The following is a 16557-nucleotide window of genomic DNA, read 5'->3' as shown; positions in this document are numbered from 1 at the left end:
AACAAGCTGGGTACAAGCTGTGGATAAAACGGCTTGGCGGGGTTATGCACATTTGATCCACAGGCTTTGCATAGCTTACACCCACTCAATTAACAGCCTTTTATGACTTTAACGCTTTATTTTTAATGGATTTTTTTGAGTTGTCCCGAAAAAAATCCGATGCTTATTACTACCATTAAAACAATTTAAAAAAAGAATAAGAACATCACTTACCAATACAAAAATCGGAAAAAATTCGGCCCAATAAATCTTCCGTAGTAAAACGGCCAGTAATTTCATCAAAAGCCAATTGTGCCTGACGGCATTCTTCAGCGGCCAATTCCAGGCCAGCATTGTCTTGTGTTAACTGTTGCGCCTTTTCAACATGATGAGCTGCGCGCTTCAGCGCGTCCAGATGACGTCTACGAGCAATGAACACAGCATCCTCACCCGAGTAGTGCAGCAAGTCCTTAAGTCGTGTACGAAGCGTGTCAATGCCCTCTCCAGTTAAAGCGGAGACATAGACCAAGTATGGATCAGTCGATGTATTCTTTTGTGGACTTATCTGATCACATTTATTCATAACAGTGATAACAGGGACGTCGGTCGGTAATCTGGATCGGATTTTTTGATCTTCAGATTGTTCACCTTTGGTTAAATCAATCACCAGCAAAACCGCATCAGCCTGTGCAATAGCCTGCCAAGCACGGCGAATACCCTCAGATTCCACGGGATCTGTTGATTCTCGAAGTCCCGCCGTATCGATTAAGTGCAATGGCAGTCCATCTAGGCTCAATGGTTGAGACAAGATGTCTCTGGTGGTGCCCGCTACATCGGTAACAATGGCCGTTTGTGAATCGGTAAGGCAGTTCAATAAGCTCGATTTTCCGGCGTTGGGTTGTCCGGCGATCACGAGTCTGGCGCCTTCTTTGAGTTGTACTCCTTGTTGGGCTCTTTGCACAGTGAGGTCAATGTGCTCACGAAGCGTTGCAAATTGACGAATTAGCTGCGCCTGTGAGCTCAGCTCCAGAGCCTCATCCGCAAAATCCATACTCGCCTCAAGATGTGTGCGAATACCAATGAGTTGCTCAAGTAACTGTTCAATACGCTCGGCAAAAGCGCCCGTCAGCGATCGTAAGGCGCTTTTTGCCGCCGCCACAGAGCCAGCATCAATAAGATCAGCCACCGCCTCTGCTTGGGTTAGATCCAGACGACTATTAAGAAATGCTCGTTCGGTGAATTCCCCGGGACGGGCTAACCGACAGCCACAATCCAAAACACTTTTGAGTAATTGGTCAAGAATGATTGGGCTGCCGTGAGTCTGAAACTCCAGGACATCTTCACCCGTATAGGAGTTGGGTCCGGGGAAAAACAGGCTTAGGCCAATATCAATAGTCTCCCCCTGAAGATCCCAAAAATGGGACAGCAGGGCCATTCGAGGAGTTGGCAGTTTACCCAAGACAGTAATGGCAACGTGGCCCACATGGGGTCCAGATACTCGGATAATGCCAACCCCACCGCGTCCGGGTGGGGTGGCAATCGCTACAATCGTATCTCGATTAATCAATCGCTCAATCAGAGGCGCTAGATTTGGCTTTCTTGCCACTGCCTGGTTTGGGCATAGAGTCCTCGATTTTGCGCGTGATGTAGTACTGCTGCGCAATCGAGAGAATATTATTGGTTAACCAATAGAGCACCAGGCCAGCTGGGAAGAAGGCGAAGAAGACCGTGAAGACAACCGGCAAAGCCATCATGATCTTCGCCTGTATGGGGTCGATGGGAGCAGGATTTAATTTGAACTGCACAATCATACTGGCGCCCATCAGCAGTGGCAGCACAAAGAAGGGATCACGAACCGATAGATCCTGTAACCAGAAAATCCACGGAGCCTGCCGCAATTCAACGCTTTCCAGCAACACCCAGTAAAGAGCAATAAACACGGGGATTTGCACTAAAATCGGCAAACATCCACCAAGCGGGTTAATTTTTTCTTTCTTATATAGCTCCATTAGCGCTTGATTCATACGCTGTTTGTCGTCTCCAAAGCGTTCCTTTAGTGCCATCATTTTTGGTTGCGCCGCGCGCATTTTCGCCATGGAGCGATAACTGGTGGCGGATAAATGGAAGAAGGCTAGCTTAATCAGTAAGGTGAGAACGATGATCGCCCAACCCCAGTTGCCCACAAAGTCATGAATAACCCGAAGCAGCCAGAACAAAGGTTTGGCTAAAAAGGTAAAAATCCCATAATCAACCGTCAATTCGAGCCCGCGGGTGATTTCCGAGAGAGGTTGCTGCAGCTTGGGACCAATCCACAATCTGGATTCCAGCACGCCCGAATTTCCAGCAGGAACTACCATCGCCTCAGAGCGCAGGCCGATGATATGGTGTGGTTGACCCTGAGCAGATAACTCGCGCGCATAAAGCAGGTTGTTTTCCCCCTCAAAAGGGATCCAACTGCTGAGGAAGTAATGCTCAATAATCGCAATCCAGCCATTTATGATCTCCCGTTGGCTGATGCTGTTACCGATACCCTCAAGTGATTCTTTGACATATTTGTCGTCAAAGTAGGCTGCCCCAGTAAAGGTATACAGGAACCAAGAATCTCGAGGAGGTGTGGGTCCATGTCGGAGCTGGCGATATTGGCGCCCAATCCAGTCTTGATTGCTGTTGTTTTCAACAAGATGTTCTAAGCCGATCAGAAAGTCACCACGGCGGAACGTGTACGTTTTAGTGACACGAATACCTTCATCGCTCTCCCAGACCAAAGGCACGCGAAGTTCATCTTGTCCTTCTGCGAGACGGTATTCCGATGCCTGTGCAGTGAACACAGCATGATGTGAAGGGGCGCGATCCTCAGTATCAACATCTGTAATACGATCATGAACCAAACCGGATTGTGCTACATAGGAACGACGACGCTCGTCCAGGATGCGTGTGGCTTGGTCCGGGGTTTTTAAGCTGACGGGGTACGAAGGTAGATCTACTTGGATCAGGTCACCACCGCGGGTATCGATGAGCAAATCAAATGTATCGGTGACCACACGAACGACTCCGCGGGAGACCCCAGTGACGGTTTGTGTCTCGGTGGGAACCCGCCTCGCCTCTGCGGCTGGAGAATCAGGTACATCTTCACGCAGTTCGGCAATATCTTGTCCGAGTTGTGCTGCCGCCTCTTGGGCTTGAACCAGGGGTTCTGGCCCATAATCAACGCGCCAAGCCTGCCAAATCAGGAAGAGCAAAAAGACCAAGGAAAGATAGAGAATGGGGCGGAGGTTTTCCATGTGGTTTTACCTGGATTTCTGGCGCTGCGAAGTAGTTTCTGGAACGGGATCGTATCCCCCTTCACACCAAGGGTGACAACGGGCGATGCGCTTGATGGTTAGCCAGGAGCCATACAAAGCGCCATGACGCTCGACAGCTTCAATGCCATAACACGAACAAGTGGGTTCAAAACGGCAATGTTGACCGATGAACGGACTAAGTACGTAGCGATAAGATTTGATCAGGAAGATGAGGACTCGGCGCATTTCTCGGTCAGCCTATTCCAAGCCTCTGTTAATGCTTGATGCAAAGCGGGTGGTGGATATCTGTGAATGTTCGCCTGACACAATACCACCACATCGATTCCACAAAGCGCATTTTGGTGTTGACGAAAAGATTCACGTATCAGTCGTTTGATTCGGTTCCGATCGTGAGCGAAGCGCAAATGTCGCTTGGAAACAGCAAGCCCGAGTCGGGCGAATTGTTGGTTATTGGACCACCACAAAAGAGTGAAGGGCCCTTCACGCAACCTACGCCCATGAGCAAAGACGGCGCGGTAGTCTTCGGCTCGGTTAAGTCGTCGACATCTGGGGAACCGTTTGGATTCCTCGAGAGCCAATGATTTAGGGGCAGAGACGAACTCGACCTTTGGCGCGACGGGCAGCGAGGACCTTGCGTCCGCCACGAGTGGCCATGCGGGCGCGGAAGCCATGGGTGCGCTTGCGATGCAGATTGCTGGGCTGATACGTTCTTTTCATGTCACGTGACCGATGTTGATAGGCGCCGCCAGTGATACAGCGGTCTCCATTGTTCAGGGCCGGCAAAAGTACCCGTGATCGACGCCGATGTCAATGTAATAGCGGTTTCACGAGCGATGAAATCAAGAAAAAAGTTGTGGATAAGTCGTTCGAGGCGAGAGTATGATCAGTGATCCCTTTGCCGTTTTACGCAGATTATAACTGCTGGTGGTTAGTGTGCTTTGGAAGGAAACGCTATTGCAGCTTGAAGGTGAGCTCTCTGATCAAGAGCTCAATACGTGGATTCGTCCATTGCAGGCCGTTGAAGAGGGCAACAGACTCAGGCTGCTGGCGCCCAATCGTTTCGTCCTTGACTCAGTGCGTGATCGTTTTCTTGAGCGTATTCAACAGGTTATCACTGTGCTTGGCGCTGGGAAGCAGGTTCAACTAGAGATTGGTAGTCATGCTGCTGTTAGCAGTTTGAGTGGTGTCGAGACAGCGGTGAATACCCCGAGTGAAGTACGACCAGCTGCTGGACTGCCGCAGTTCACCAACAATCTTAATCCCAATTTCAGCTTTAACAATTTTGTTGAAGGCAAATCCAATCAGTTAGCCAAGGCTGCCAGCCTTCAGGTGGCCTCGAATGTGGGTAAAGCCTACAACCCCCTATTTCTCTACGGCGGCACAGGGCTGGGAAAAACTCATCTAATGCATGCCATCGGCAACACCATAATTGCTGATCGACCGGCTGCCCGAGTTGCTTACTTGCATTCTGAGCGGTTTGTTGCCGATATGATTCGGGCTTTGCAACACAACTCGATTGAGGAGTTCAAGAACTACTATCGATCCTTAGATGCATTATTAATCGATGACATCCAATTTTTCGCCGGTAAGGAACGTTCGCAGGAGGAGTTTTTTCATACCTTTAACGCATTACTTGAAGGTCAGCAGCAAATCATTTTGACCTGTGATCGTTATCCTAAGGAAGTTGATGGCCTTGATGATCGGCTGAAATCGCGGTTTGGTTGGGGGCTGACGGTGGCTATTGAGCCAGCTGAGCTTGAGACACGCGTGGCGATTTTGCAGCGTAAAGCCGAGGAAGCTGGGATGGACTTACCCAGTGAAGTGGCTTTTTTCATCGCCAAACGGATTCGCTCAAACATTCGCGAGCTCGAAGGGGCGTTACGGCGAGTCATGGCAAACGCTCATTTTATGGGTAAACCAGTGACGCTGGATTTTGCCAAAGACGCTTTGCGTGATTTACTGGCGCTGCAGGATAAGCTCGTTACTATCGACAATATTCAGAAAACCGTGGCTGAGTACTATAAAATCCGCGTTTCTGACCTACACTCCAATCGACGTAGTCGCTCTATCACTCGGCCGCGACAGTTGGCCATGGCTTTGTCGAAGGAATTAACCAACCACAGTCTGCCTGAAATTGGCAAAGCTTTCGGTGGGCGTGACCATACAACCGTGCTTCATGGGTGCCGAAAAGTCCAAGAGCTCAGGGAGTCTGATGCCCGAATTAATGAAGATTTTGTTAATCTGATGCGCAGCTTAACAAGTTGATAACCTATTGAAAAATATATATAAAAAGTATTGGGAGCCGGTTTTATGAAAATCAGCATCGAGCGCGAAGTCCTTCTAAAGCCGCTACAGCAAGTCATTGGTGCGGTTGAAAAGCGTCAGACAATGCAGATTCTGAGTAATGTGTTGTTGCGGGCTGAGCTGGGTGAGTTGCGGCTTGTCGCTACCGATCTAGAAATAGAGCTGGTTGCTGAAATACAGCATGCCGTTGAGGTTCCTGGTCAGGTGACGGTACCGGCGCGAAAATTGCTGGACATTTGTCGTGCACTGCCCGACGGAGCTTTGATCGAATTGCGCAAAGACGGAGAGCGGTTTGTCGTGTCCTCTGGGCGTTCGAAGTTTACCCTGAGTACCTTACCCGTTGAGGATTTCCCTAGCCTTGATGATATGCAGAGTGAGCAAGCCTTCAGTGTGCAACAGCGTGAGTTATTGGAGTTGATTGAACGTACCTCCTTTGCTATGGCACAACAGGACGTGCGGTATTACCTTAATGGATTGATGGTGGAGATGGAGCCCAATGTAGTGCGCAGCGTGGCTACCGATGGTCACCGCCTGTCTTTATGTGAAATCGCTGCGGTGACAGGGGCTGAAGAGTCTCGTCAGGTGATCGTGCCGCGTAAAGGTGTGATGGAGCTGGCGAGGTTGCTCGAGCACAGCGATGAACTTGTCTCCGTTGAGGTGGGCGGCACTCATATTCGTTGTAGTTTTTCTGGTCTGCGTTACACCTCGAAACTCATTGATGGCCGATTCCCTGATTACAAGCGCGTCGTGCCTAGTGATGATGGTTCACTGTTGCAGGTGAGTCGTGAAGGCTTGCGTCAAGCTTTGAGCCGGACGGCGATTCTTTCGAATGAAAAATATCGTGGCGTGCGCATGGAGTTGTCGCCTAACCTGCTGAAGTTACAGGCGCATAATCCTGAGCAAGAAGAGGCTGAAGAGGAACTTGCTGTGGTTTATGAAGGGCCGCATCTGGAGATTGGCTTTAACGTTAATTATCTGATGGATGTTGTTGCACACTTGGAAGGCGAAGATTTGGCCATACGCTTACGCGACTCAGGTTCCTCGGTGTTGGTTCGAGATGGCACACTCACACATGCATTGTATGTGGTTATGCCTATTCGCCTCTGATCTATGGGGCTGACGCGCCTCGATATCTTTAATTTGCGGATCATAAGCCGCATTCGAATGATGCCTGTGAGCGGGCTAAATCTTATCGTCGGCCCCAATGCCAGCGGGAAGACGAGCTTGCTAGAGGCCATTTCACTCTTGGCAACCGGTCGTTCTTTTCGCAGTGCTCGTGTCGATACGGTCGTTCGTGAAGGGCAAAAAGAGGTCATGGTTGCGGGGTTGCTTAACACACCGGGAACCTCAAGCGAGACCACGGTGGGTATCTCCAAGGGACCATCGCGTACCAGGGCCCGAATTGCGGGTAGGTCCGTTCATACCCAGTCCGACCTTGCGCGGCTTATGCCGGTGCAAATGATTCATCCAGATAGCCATTCGATGCTCACTGGTGGCCCATCCGAGCGCAGAGCCTTTGTTGACTGGGGGCTATTTCACACCCAAGACGGCTATGCGGAATTGTTGCGTGATTATCGTCGGGTGCTTTCACAACGCAATGACGGCCTGCGTCACGGTCTGGCCAATACACTTTTGAGACCGTGGGAGATCGAGCTTGAACGGCTCGCTAAACAAATTGATGAGGCTCGCGGTAACTACCTCACTAGCTTGCTCCCTGAGCTAGAGGAGATTAAGCATGTTCTCCCCGAGGTGCGTGATTTGGAATGGTCCTACCGACGAGGTTGGAGGGATGGTGAGGAGTTGTCGGCTTTATTCGAGCAAGGCCGTGATCGTGAGCGTGAGGTTGGCCACACCCTCCTAGGGCCCCATAGGGCGGACATAGCGTTCAAGAAATCGGGTATTGGGGTTAGTACACACGCCTCGAGGGGGCAGCAAAAATCGGTGGTTTTGGGCCTTCGATTGATACAGGTTGCTGCCCTTTTTCGAGCCAGTGGGCAACGTGCAATGGTTCTTATCGACGATCTGCCTTCAGAGTTAGATGCTCAGAGACGACAAGCCATCGGCCAGCTGCTGGCACAAATGCAAACCCAGGTGTTCGTGACCGCCATCGATATTGACCCTAGTGACCTTGGCTGTTGGAAGGAGTTTGCGTTGTTCCACGTGGAACATGGGGGTTTAGTGGCGAATGCCTCTGCTGATGCATAGGCCTAATTGTTCCACGTGAAACCAGGTGTGACCGCTGTTGGTGGTATAATGCACGTTTCGTTTTAGAGGCCCTAACGCATGACTGACCAGCCGAGTAAAGCATACGACTCATCCAGCATTAAAGTGCTTAAGGGCTTGGATGCGGTTCGTAAAAGACCGGGTATGTATATCGGTGATACGGACGACGGCACGGGTTTGCACCACATGGTTTTCGAAGTCGTCGACAATTCCATTGACGAGGCGCTCGCCGGGCATTGCAAAGCTATCTCGGTCAAAATTCATGCGGATGGGTCTGTCAGTGTCTCCGACGATGGGCGCGGAATCCCCGTTGATATCCATCCAGAAGAAGGTCGTTCAGCTGCTGAAGTCATCATGACGGTTCTGCACGCCGGCGGAAAATTCGACGACAATTCATATAAGGTTTCAGGTGGCCTGCATGGTGTGGGCGTCTCCGTGGTCAATGCTCTGTCCGAGCTTTTGGAACTGACCATTTATCGTGGGGGAAAAACCTACCGGCAAACCTATCATATGGGCGTACCCGATGCGGCGTTAAAAGCTGTTGGCGAGACTCAGAAAACCGGCACTTTGATTCATTTTAAGCCCAGTATGGAGATTTTCTCCGACACACAGTTCCACTATGACATTTTGTCTAGACGTCTGCGTGAGTTGTCGTTTCTGAATTCTGGTGTACGAATTGAGCTGGAGGATGAGCGCGATGGTGGCAAAAGTGATGTATTCGAATATGAGGGTGGGATTAGGGCGTTCGTCGAACATTTAAACCGTAATAAGACCCCGCTTCACGGGCAGGTGATTTATGTCGACGTACAGCGCGATGATATGGGTGTTGAGGTCGCTCTGCAGTGGAATGACTCATACCAGGAGAACATCTACTGTTACACCAATAATATTCCTCAGCGTGATGGTGGAACCCATTTGGCAGGTTTCCGCGCTGCTCTAACCAGGACGCTGAATCAATATATGGAATCCGAAGGGATTCTTAAAAAGAATAAGGTGTCGCCCACTGGCGATGACGCACGAGAAGGCCTGACTGCAGTCCTATCGGTGAAAGTTCCTGATCCGAAATTCTCTTCGCAAACCAAAGAGAAATTGGTTTCTTCTGAAGTTAAGGCGGTCGTGGAGTCGGTGTTGGCCGACGCTATGCAGGTGTTTCTCTTAGAAAACCCATCAGAGGCAAAAATAATCACGGGTAAAATCACTGACGCTGCTCGAGCTCGTGAGGCAGCGCGCAAAGCGCGTGAGATGACGCGTCGCAAGGGCGCCCTAGATGTAGCCGGTTTGCCCGGTAAGTTAGCAGACTGCCAAGAAAAAGACCCAGCCCTGTCAGAGTTATTTATTGTCGAAGGTGATTCTGCGGGCGGCTCAGCCAAACAGGGTCGCGATCGTCGCACGCAAGCTATCTTGCCGTTGAAGGGCAAGATTCTCAATGTGGAAAAAGCCCGTTTCGATAAAATGTTGTCTTCCGCCGAGGTTGGCACCCTAATTACGGCACTGGGTTGCGGGATCGGGAAGGATGAATTCGATCCTGATAAGCTGAGATATCACCGGATTATTATCATGACCGATGCGGATGTAGATGGCTCTCACATCCGTACCTTGCTGCTGACCTTCTTTTATAGACAAATGTCAGAGCTGGTCGAGCGGGGCCATATTTATATCGGACAGCCGCCCCTCTACAAAATCAAGCGAGGAAAGCAAGAATCTTATGTAAAAGATGAAACAGAGATGAATAACTTGTTGATCTCCAGTGCTCTGGATGATGCGCAGTTGGTGGTAAATCCCGACGCCCCTCCGGTAAGCGGGGCGGCGCTAGAGGAACTCGTGAGGCGTTATAACACGGTTATGGCCGCCGTTGATCGCCTGGCGCGACGTCATGATCGTCGCTTATTGGAGCGGATGATTTTTGCGCCGCCGTTAAGTGATGTGGCGCGGGCTGACCGGTCGCAGTTCCAAGCCTGGTTTGATGGAATCTTGCAGGATTTGCAGAGTGAATTGGCAGGGGCTACGCGTTATCAAATGGATCTGGCCACCGATGATATGGGTGGCTATCGGGCTCAGGTGGTGCGCTTAATGCATGGCGCTGAACAGCGGGATGACTATGGTGCGGAGTTCTTTGAATCTTCCGAATTCCGCTTACTTCGCGAATTAGCCGAGCGCCTGCATGGCCTGATTGATGTGGGTGCCTACATCCAACGCGGGGAGCGCAAGCATCCCGTGGCCAATTTTCAAGATGTTATGAGTTGGTTGTTGGCCGAGGCGCGTCGAGGGCTATCGGTTCAACGTTATAAAGGTTTAGGTGAGATGAATCCCGATCAGTTATGGGATACCACGATGAATCCTGAGACAAGGCGCCTATTGCAGGTGCAAGTCGAGGATGCCATCCGCGCAGATGAGGTTTTTACCACCCTGATGGGTGACCAGGTCGAACCGCGGCGGGATTTTATTGAGAGTAACGCATTAACCGCATCAAATCTCGATATTTGATTATAAATCAATAACTTAAAATGACCCGTCTGCTTTGACAAGTATCCAAGTAGTATTAGGGGGTATTGGCTTAAGTGATTGACCGACAATCCAAGTATAGACTGACCTCAATCAACTATATCTAAACAATCTATTGGTCATTTGTTGGCTGAGTTCTTAATCTGGAGAATCAGCCTTACTCAAAAATTTTCATAACACGCAGGAGACAGCAATGGCGGTCAAGAAATATGACGCGGGCGTAAAAGATTACCGCGAAACCTATTGGATGCCGGATTACGTGCCCTTAGACACCGATTTGCTGGCGGTCTTTAAAATCACCCCGCAGCCCGGCGTTGATCGTGAAGAAGCTGCTGCTGCTGTTGCTGCCGAATCCTCCACTGGCACCTGGACCACCGTATGGACCGATTTGCTTACGGACATGGACTATTACAAAGGCCGCGCTTACAAGATCGAAGATGTTCCCGGTGACGACACCTGCTTTTATGCCTTTATCGCCTACCCCATCGATCTGTTTGAAGAAGGTTCTGTAGTCAATGTCTTCACTTCGCTGGTGGGCAACGTGTTTGGTTTCAAGGCCGTTCGCGCTTTGCGTCTCGAAGACGTTCGCTTCCCGATTGCCTATGTGAAAACTTGTGGCGGCCCGCCGCTGGGGATTCAGGTCGAGCGCGACGTGTTGAATAAGTATGGTCGCCCCTTACTGGGTTGTACCATTAAGCCTAAATTGGGGCTGTCCGCCAAAAACTATGGCCGCGCCGTCTACGAATGCCTGCGCGGTGGTCTGGACTTCACCAAGGACGATGAAAACGTCAACTCACAACCGTTCATGCGTTGGCGCCAGCGTTTTGACTTTGTGATGGAAGCCATTCTGAAGTCCGAAGCAGAGACTGGTGAGCGCAAGGGACATTACCTCAATGTGACTGCACCAACTCCAGAAGAAATGTACAAGCGTGCCGAGTACGCCAAAGAGATCGGCGCACCAATCATCATGCACGATTACATTACCGGTGGATTCTGTGCCAATACTGGCCTGGCTAACTGGTGCCGTGACAATGGCATGTTGTTGCATATTCACCGCGCTATGCATGCGGTAATCGATCGTAATCCGCATCATGGTATTCACTTCCGTGTGTTGACCAAGATCCTGCGTCTGTCGGGCGGCGACCATCTGCATACAGGCACTGTGGTGGGTAAGCTCGAAGGTGACCGCGCCTCCACTTTGGGTTGGATTGACCTGCTGCGTGAATCATTTATCCCAGAGGATCGCTCACGTGGTTTGTTCTTCGATCAGGACTGGGGTTCCATGCCGGGCGCGTTTGCCGTGGCCTCAGGTGGCATCCACGTGTGGCACATGCCGGCGTTGGTTGCGATTTTTGGTGACGACTCTGTTCTGCAGTTTGGTGGCGGTACCTTGGGTCACCCTTGGGGCAATGCGGCAGGTGCCGCAGCCAACCGTGTGGCTCTGGAAGCCTGTGTCCAGGCCCGCAACGAAGGGCGACAAGTGGAACGCGAAGGTAAGGAGATCCTCACCGCCGCCGCGCAGCACAGCCCAGAACTCAAAATTGCGATGGATACCTGGAAAGAAATCAAGTTTGAATTCGACACCGTCGACAAACTCGATATCCAGAACCGCTAAAACCACAGAGGAATATTGTCATGGCCGTTCAAGTTTATAAGTCGTCGACCAAATACGAGACATTCTCCTACCTGCCGCCGATGAGTGCAGAGCAGATCCGTCAGCAGATCGCTTATTGCATCAATCAGGGGTGGAATCCTTCCGTTGAGCACAGCGAGAAAGAAAAGGCGATGTCCAATTATTGGTACATGTGGAAGCTGCCCTTCTTTGGCGAACAGTCCGTTGATGCGGTGCTCGCTGAGTTGGAAGCCTGCCATCGCGAGTTCCCCTCGCATTTGGTGCGTTTCGTCGCCTATGACAATTACGCCCAGAGCCAGGGTTTGACCTTTGTGGTGTATCGATAAGCGACGGCCGTTCGGCCCCGCCAGCGGGGCCGAATCCACCCATTAACCGTTTGAGGTGTGTGATGTCACAAACTGACAACAGCTACGCGAGCGCTACCCTATCTGGGCGAGAGCTGGCGCAAAAGCGTCGTAAGGCGATGGCTTTGCACGGCAAAACGGCTGTGCAGAAAACGTCTGCAGGCCGCACTCCTGGCTCCGCTACTGCGGCAAGAGTCAAAGCCAAAGCTGCTGCTGCAACCCACAGCTCGGTGCAGGCAAAGCCTAGTAGTGCTGTGACTGCTGCACCCAGTGGTTCGACCGGCAATAGTTACACACCGGACACAAGCAAACTGCGCGGCCGAGCGCTAGCCAAGGCGCGCCGCGAGGCGCTGTCTAAAAACGGCAAAAAATCGACTTTGGCTGCGCCGGCCCAACCCCAGCGCAGTCTTGTAAACGTCAAGCACGAGGTAACCACCGACCCAGCTGGTCAACCACCGCCTGCTGCCAACTCAGTCACGTCAGCCACTGTTCCTGTGAGCGATGGCCGTCGTGTGGCGATGCAGCAGCGTAAGCAGCGTTCAGTTCAGGGCAAGACTCATCAAACGAGCTCATCGCGCCCTTGTGGCCGCCAACGGCCCAAAGCGGAAAAGCCAGGTGCGGAAACGGCAGCGGCTCCTTCCGAGGCGGTCACCCAAGTCAAGAAGGCCTCGGTAAGTTCCATGCGTGAGGCGCGTGTCACCGGGACCGAGTTGGCACGCACGTCAAAAATCACCGGCGATGAATCAGCTATGCGGTCCGGCGTCACGGGAACCGAGTACCTCCCGAGTGGCTCTGAAGCGAGGGCAGCTGCTGCGGAAAGAAATTCTGACCCTAAGCGGGTCACTGGCACTCAAGTCGGTCGCAGTAAGCGAGTGACAGGTGATGAATCGGGCAGTTGTCGACAGGTTACGGGTACCGAGTATCTGCGAGTGAATGATGCTGCACCATGTGACAGCAACGCCCCAAAGGTTCGGTCTATCCCCACTCAAGGGGGGCGCACCGTGACCGGCTCAGATCTAGCTCGTAGTTCGAAGATCACGGGCACAGATCAGGGATCTTGCACTGCAGTCACGGGCACTGATTACGTGAGTGGCGCCCAACTAAAAGATGTGTGCGCGACACCTGTGGCGGATAAGGCTGTGCAAAAAGTGAGCAGTGATCACACTTTTAAAGGGCAGTCTATTACCGGCACACCCATGGGCCGAGGGTCTCATGTGACTGGCGATGAGTCTGGTGGTTGTGCGCCGATCAGCGGTACTCCTTACGTGGGGCGACAGCAGTTTGGTCAATTCTGCCAAGCGCCTGAGGTTTCCGCTCAGGAGGCTTGCCTGCCGTCTCACGGTTTGGTTAGTGCCACAGCGGTCACCGGTGACCGGCCAGGTGCTGGTGGTGCCGCTATGACGGGTGATGATCGAGGTGCCTGTGAGCCAGTGAGCGGGACCCCTTATTTGGGGGCTGATAATATGGCGGCTCAATGTGCGACGGACAGCCAGTTTTTGGCGAAATCTCAGCAGTGGGATCAACCTTCGCGCCCACCGGCACCGAGTGATTTCAGTGTGCAAACTCCGGCTCGTACCGGTCAATCTGCGACTTCCGGGGTAACTGGTACCGCCTACAATAGCGAGCGGATTACGGGGCCCATTAACAAGGCCGCTGGACTGATTACTGGTACTCCAGAGTTTCGCCATGCCGACGGCGGTTCTACCCACCAGGGGCAAGCACAGGTACCGGCCAGTGCCGGCCAGCGTCTGACCGGTGAAGGTAGCCAAGCAGGCGTTCGCGTGACTGGCGATGCTTGGGATGGCTCCGGCCGAATTACGGGCACCGAGGGTCACTCCAGTCAAGTACGCAACCCTTCCATGCGCGGCCAGCCGCGTGGTGAGGGCGCAAATGCGCGACGTTTTCGGGAGACGGTGGAACTGCCACCAGCTCCTACTAGCCGAATCACAGGTAGTTCCGGCAGTTGTCATGATGGTCCGCTCGTCACCCTCTCGGGTGGTGCACGCGGCTGAGTGAGGACGGTTGGTGAATACGCGCAAACGCCAAGCAGCGATGCTTAGGGCGGGGGTGGTGTCGGCAGCAAATGTCGCTTTGCCCCCCAACCCAGCTTGCGTGGCAGGTCCGGGACAGCAGTGCGCACATGCGCTGGTAGACCGGGAATTGAATCAACGGTTGTATGAGTATGAACAGCGGGTTAGAGAACGTTTCACCCGAATTTTGGAGACACTGAAGGTCTTATCGAGCATGCGTCACCAGTCAGACTTTGTCGCAAAAGCCCAGCAATTGGCGTCTATGCAGCTAGGATATGCCCTGCCTGATCATCTGTTGGAAGATGCTTGGATCGCCGGGCTGGATCTGCGCGCACTTCATGCCTACTGCACATTCCAAAGTTTCCATGCCTGTGTGGAGAACGCTGAGTCCGATCAGCAGGCATTGCGTGAACGTTCGTTACTAGATCCTGATTTCATCCGCGGCTGTGGCTTTCATACGGTTGACATCAGCCCCTGTGCCGATGGGCGTTTGCAGGGACTGGTGCCCTTTATTTTTCGCATGGCTCCCAATAGCGCCGTCACCGTCAAAGCTTACGCCGGCGCTTTATTCGACATTGAGAGCGATATCGCCGACTGGACTCATCGCGAGTTATTGCGCCTGAGTGATGGTTTAGCGCCAGGTAGTGCTGAGGGCAATTACTTAAAAATAGCCGTCTACCATTTCAGTACATCAAACCCGGGGCACCAAGGTTGTGCTGCTCACGGAAGCAACGATCATCAAGCCACAGAAGCAGCACTGGATCGCCTAAAAGAATTGCGTTCAGCGATCGACAACATCTACGGTTTTGGCGCGGCTCCGGATTGCTTGCTGATTGGTGTGGATACGGATATTGATGCTATTCGCGTGCACTTGCCGGATGCCCAGGGCCATCTTAATGTGCACCGCTTCGTTGATAGCAGCCAGCTTTATCGCGACACCCTTAACATGGATAGCGCCACGGCTCGGCAACATATCGCATCAACGGTCGATCAGACACAACATATGGATGGCTGGGGCCGCGGTGAAGGTGAGATGGTCGCTGGAATGCGAGAATTCGTTATTCATCTACTCGAAGCCAACCTTTCGCAAATCGAATACGTGATCCAGCATCACGAGGGACGTTACCAGGTTATCGGCCATAACGAGCGTTTCATTTGCGTGGGCGAGGCAATGACCGAGCTGCAACTGCGTAACAAATTCTATTTTGCGCATTTAGATACGGTAGAGGAAGGCGCTAATGATATGGATGTGGGTATCCGGATTTTCACCGGCCTGAATATTCAGCATGGCCTCGGTGTGCCGGTACTCATTCATTTTCATTACTCCTCGCGGGTGCCTGGAGCGCGTGAGCGTGCCATACAGAGATGTCAGCGGGTCAAAAACGCTTTGGCTAGCCGTTATGCCCATTTGCAGAATAACCATCAGCTGTTTTGCCAAATGGCCATCAGTGATGTGCATGGCAGCGAGCGGGGCTGTTTTGTTGAGGATGTTGAGTCTGAGTGCACGGTGCACTAAGGCTTGGATGAGAGCGAGAGAACACCATGAAGATCATGCGCGTTGAAAAAACTTTGGTCTCAACCAATCGCCTCGATGGCTTCGGTCGGCGTCCTTTGTTGGTGGTACAGGAAAAAGAAGGTGGTGCTCGTAGTGTTGCGGTGGATGCCGTTGGCTGTATTCCCGGGGACTGGGTGATTTGTGTGGGTTCGTCTGCTGCACGTGAGGCCGCAGGTAGCAAAGAGTTTCCATCAGATCTAACCATTGTTGGGATTATCGACCACTGGAGTGTGGAAAACAGCTGATGGACATCATGCGCGTCACAGACGAATTGGTGTGCACCCGGCGGGCTCCCGGATTTCGCCACACTTCTTTGCGTGTTCTGGAAAATCAACGCGGTGGCGTGTTTGTAGCCACCGATCCGGTGGGCGCGCCTGTGGGCAAGTGGGTGTTCACCACCAGTGGTTCAGCGGCTCGCATGGCGATGCCGGATAAGAAAACGATCACGGATCTGACCATTTGCGGAATTATCGATCAATGGGAAGAGAACTGATCACTTGAGCGTTTTAACTGTTGTTGTCTTTTAGTGAGGAGAAGTGAAATGGCTGAGCGTATGGGTATTGCCCTTGGCATGATTGAAACCCGCGGTCTGGTACCGGCGATTGAAGCCGCCGATGCGATGACCAAGGCTGCTGAGGTTCGTCTGATTGGTCGCCAGTTTGTGGGTGGTGGTTATGTGACGGTT

General features: G+C 52.2%; 15 protein-coding genes and 1 pseudogene. 11 read left to right on the top strand and 5 right to left on the bottom strand.

What is annotated here, in order from left to right; all coding sequences use genetic code 11:
* Positions 1-205 precede the first annotated feature (205 nt).
* Genes mnmE through rpmH form a run of 5 tightly spaced genes read right to left on the bottom strand, consistent with a single transcriptional unit; the run spans position 206 to position 3998 of the window.
* Positions 206-1585, bottom strand: a complete 1380-nt coding sequence (mnmE, locus tag CKX93_RS04725) for a tRNA uridine-5-carboxymethylaminomethyl(34) synthesis GTPase MnmE (RefSeq protein ID WP_338065997.1) — start codon at positions 1583-1585, stop codon at positions 206-208.
* Positions 1551-3260 (bottom strand): membrane protein insertase YidC, encoded by a 1710-nt coding sequence (gene yidC, locus CKX93_RS04720; RefSeq protein WP_076755538.1) that lies wholly within the window; start codon positions 3258-3260, stop codon positions 1551-1553. The genes mnmE and yidC overlap by 35 nt, the downstream gene beginning before the upstream one ends.
* A gap of 6 nt (positions 3261-3266) precedes the next feature.
* Positions 3267-3506: a membrane protein insertion efficiency factor YidD gene (gene yidD, locus CKX93_RS04715; RefSeq protein WP_076755537.1), complete on the bottom strand. Its 240-nt coding sequence runs from the start codon at positions 3504-3506 to the stop codon at positions 3267-3269.
* Positions 3482-3925 (bottom strand): ribonuclease P protein component, encoded by a 444-nt coding sequence (rnpA, locus tag CKX93_RS09570; RefSeq protein WP_420828599.1) that lies wholly within the window; start codon positions 3923-3925, stop codon positions 3482-3484. The genes yidD and rnpA overlap by 25 nt, the downstream gene beginning before the upstream one ends.
* Entirely contained in the window at positions 3864-3998 is a 135-nt protein-coding gene (rpmH, locus tag CKX93_RS04710) for a 50S ribosomal protein L34 (RefSeq protein WP_076755535.1), read from the bottom strand. The genes rnpA and rpmH overlap by 62 nt, the downstream gene beginning before the upstream one ends.
* A 204-nt stretch (positions 3999-4202) precedes the next feature.
* On the opposite strand from rpmH, the gene dnaA reads away from it, so the two are divergent.
* The 11 genes and pseudogenes from dnaA to CKX93_RS04655 all read left to right on the top strand — a co-directional run.
* Positions 4203-5546, top strand: a complete 1344-nt coding sequence (dnaA, locus tag CKX93_RS04705; protein ID WP_076755534.1) for a chromosomal replication initiator protein DnaA — start codon at positions 4203-4205, stop codon at positions 5544-5546.
* Between the two features lie 45 nt (positions 5547-5591).
* Positions 5592-6692, top strand: a complete 1101-nt coding sequence (gene dnaN, locus CKX93_RS04700) for a DNA polymerase III subunit beta (protein WP_076755533.1) — start codon at positions 5592-5594, stop codon at positions 6690-6692.
* Between the two features lie 3 nt (positions 6693-6695).
* Positions 6696-7790 (top strand): DNA replication/repair protein RecF, encoded by a 1095-nt coding sequence (gene recF / locus CKX93_RS04695; protein WP_076755532.1) that lies wholly within the window; start codon positions 6696-6698, stop codon positions 7788-7790.
* 78 nt (positions 7791-7868) lie between these two features.
* Positions 7869-10292, top strand: coding sequence for a DNA topoisomerase (ATP-hydrolyzing) subunit B (gyrB, locus tag CKX93_RS04690; protein ID WP_076755531.1), 2424 nt, complete (start codon positions 7869-7871; stop codon positions 10290-10292).
* Positions 10293-10503: 211 nt separating this feature from the next.
* Entirely contained in the window at positions 10504-11925 is a 1422-nt protein-coding gene (locus tag CKX93_RS04685; protein WP_076755530.1) for a form I ribulose bisphosphate carboxylase large subunit, read from the top strand.
* Positions 11926-11945: 20 nt separating this feature from the next.
* Positions 11946-12269: a ribulose bisphosphate carboxylase small subunit gene (locus tag CKX93_RS04680; protein WP_076755529.1), complete on the top strand. Its 324-nt coding sequence runs from the start codon at positions 11946-11948 to the stop codon at positions 12267-12269.
* A gap of 62 nt (positions 12270-12331) precedes the next feature.
* Positions 12332-14299: an alpha-carboxysome scaffolding protein CsoS2 gene (locus CKX93_RS04675; protein WP_076755528.1), complete on the top strand. Its 1968-nt coding sequence runs from the start codon at positions 12332-12334 to the stop codon at positions 14297-14299.
* Between the two features lie 13 nt (positions 14300-14312).
* Positions 14313-15833 (top strand): carboxysome shell carbonic anhydrase, encoded by a 1521-nt coding sequence (locus CKX93_RS04670; protein WP_076755934.1) that lies wholly within the window; start codon positions 14313-14315, stop codon positions 15831-15833.
* A 26-nt stretch (positions 15834-15859) separates the two neighbouring features.
* Positions 15860-16117, top strand: a complete 258-nt coding sequence (locus tag CKX93_RS04665; protein WP_076755527.1) for an alpha-carboxysome shell vertex protein CsoS4 — start codon at positions 15860-15862, stop codon at positions 16115-16117.
* Positions 16117-16359, top strand: a pseudogene (locus CKX93_RS04660) (carboxysome peptide B); the annotation flags it as partial. The gene CKX93_RS04665 and the pseudogene CKX93_RS04660, both read left to right, overlap by 1 nt.
* 54 nt (positions 16360-16413) lie before the next feature.
* A partial coding sequence (locus tag CKX93_RS04655) for a BMC domain-containing protein (protein WP_240076666.1) occupies positions 16414-16557 on the top strand: 144 nt, incomplete at its 3' end.

This window comes from Ectothiorhodosinus mongolicus (assembly GCF_022406875.1).
Classification (GTDB): Bacteria; Pseudomonadota; Gammaproteobacteria; order Ectothiorhodospirales; family Ectothiorhodospiraceae; genus Ectothiorhodospira; species Ectothiorhodospira mongolica.
This window is presented reverse-complemented; position numbering and strand designations above follow the sequence as displayed.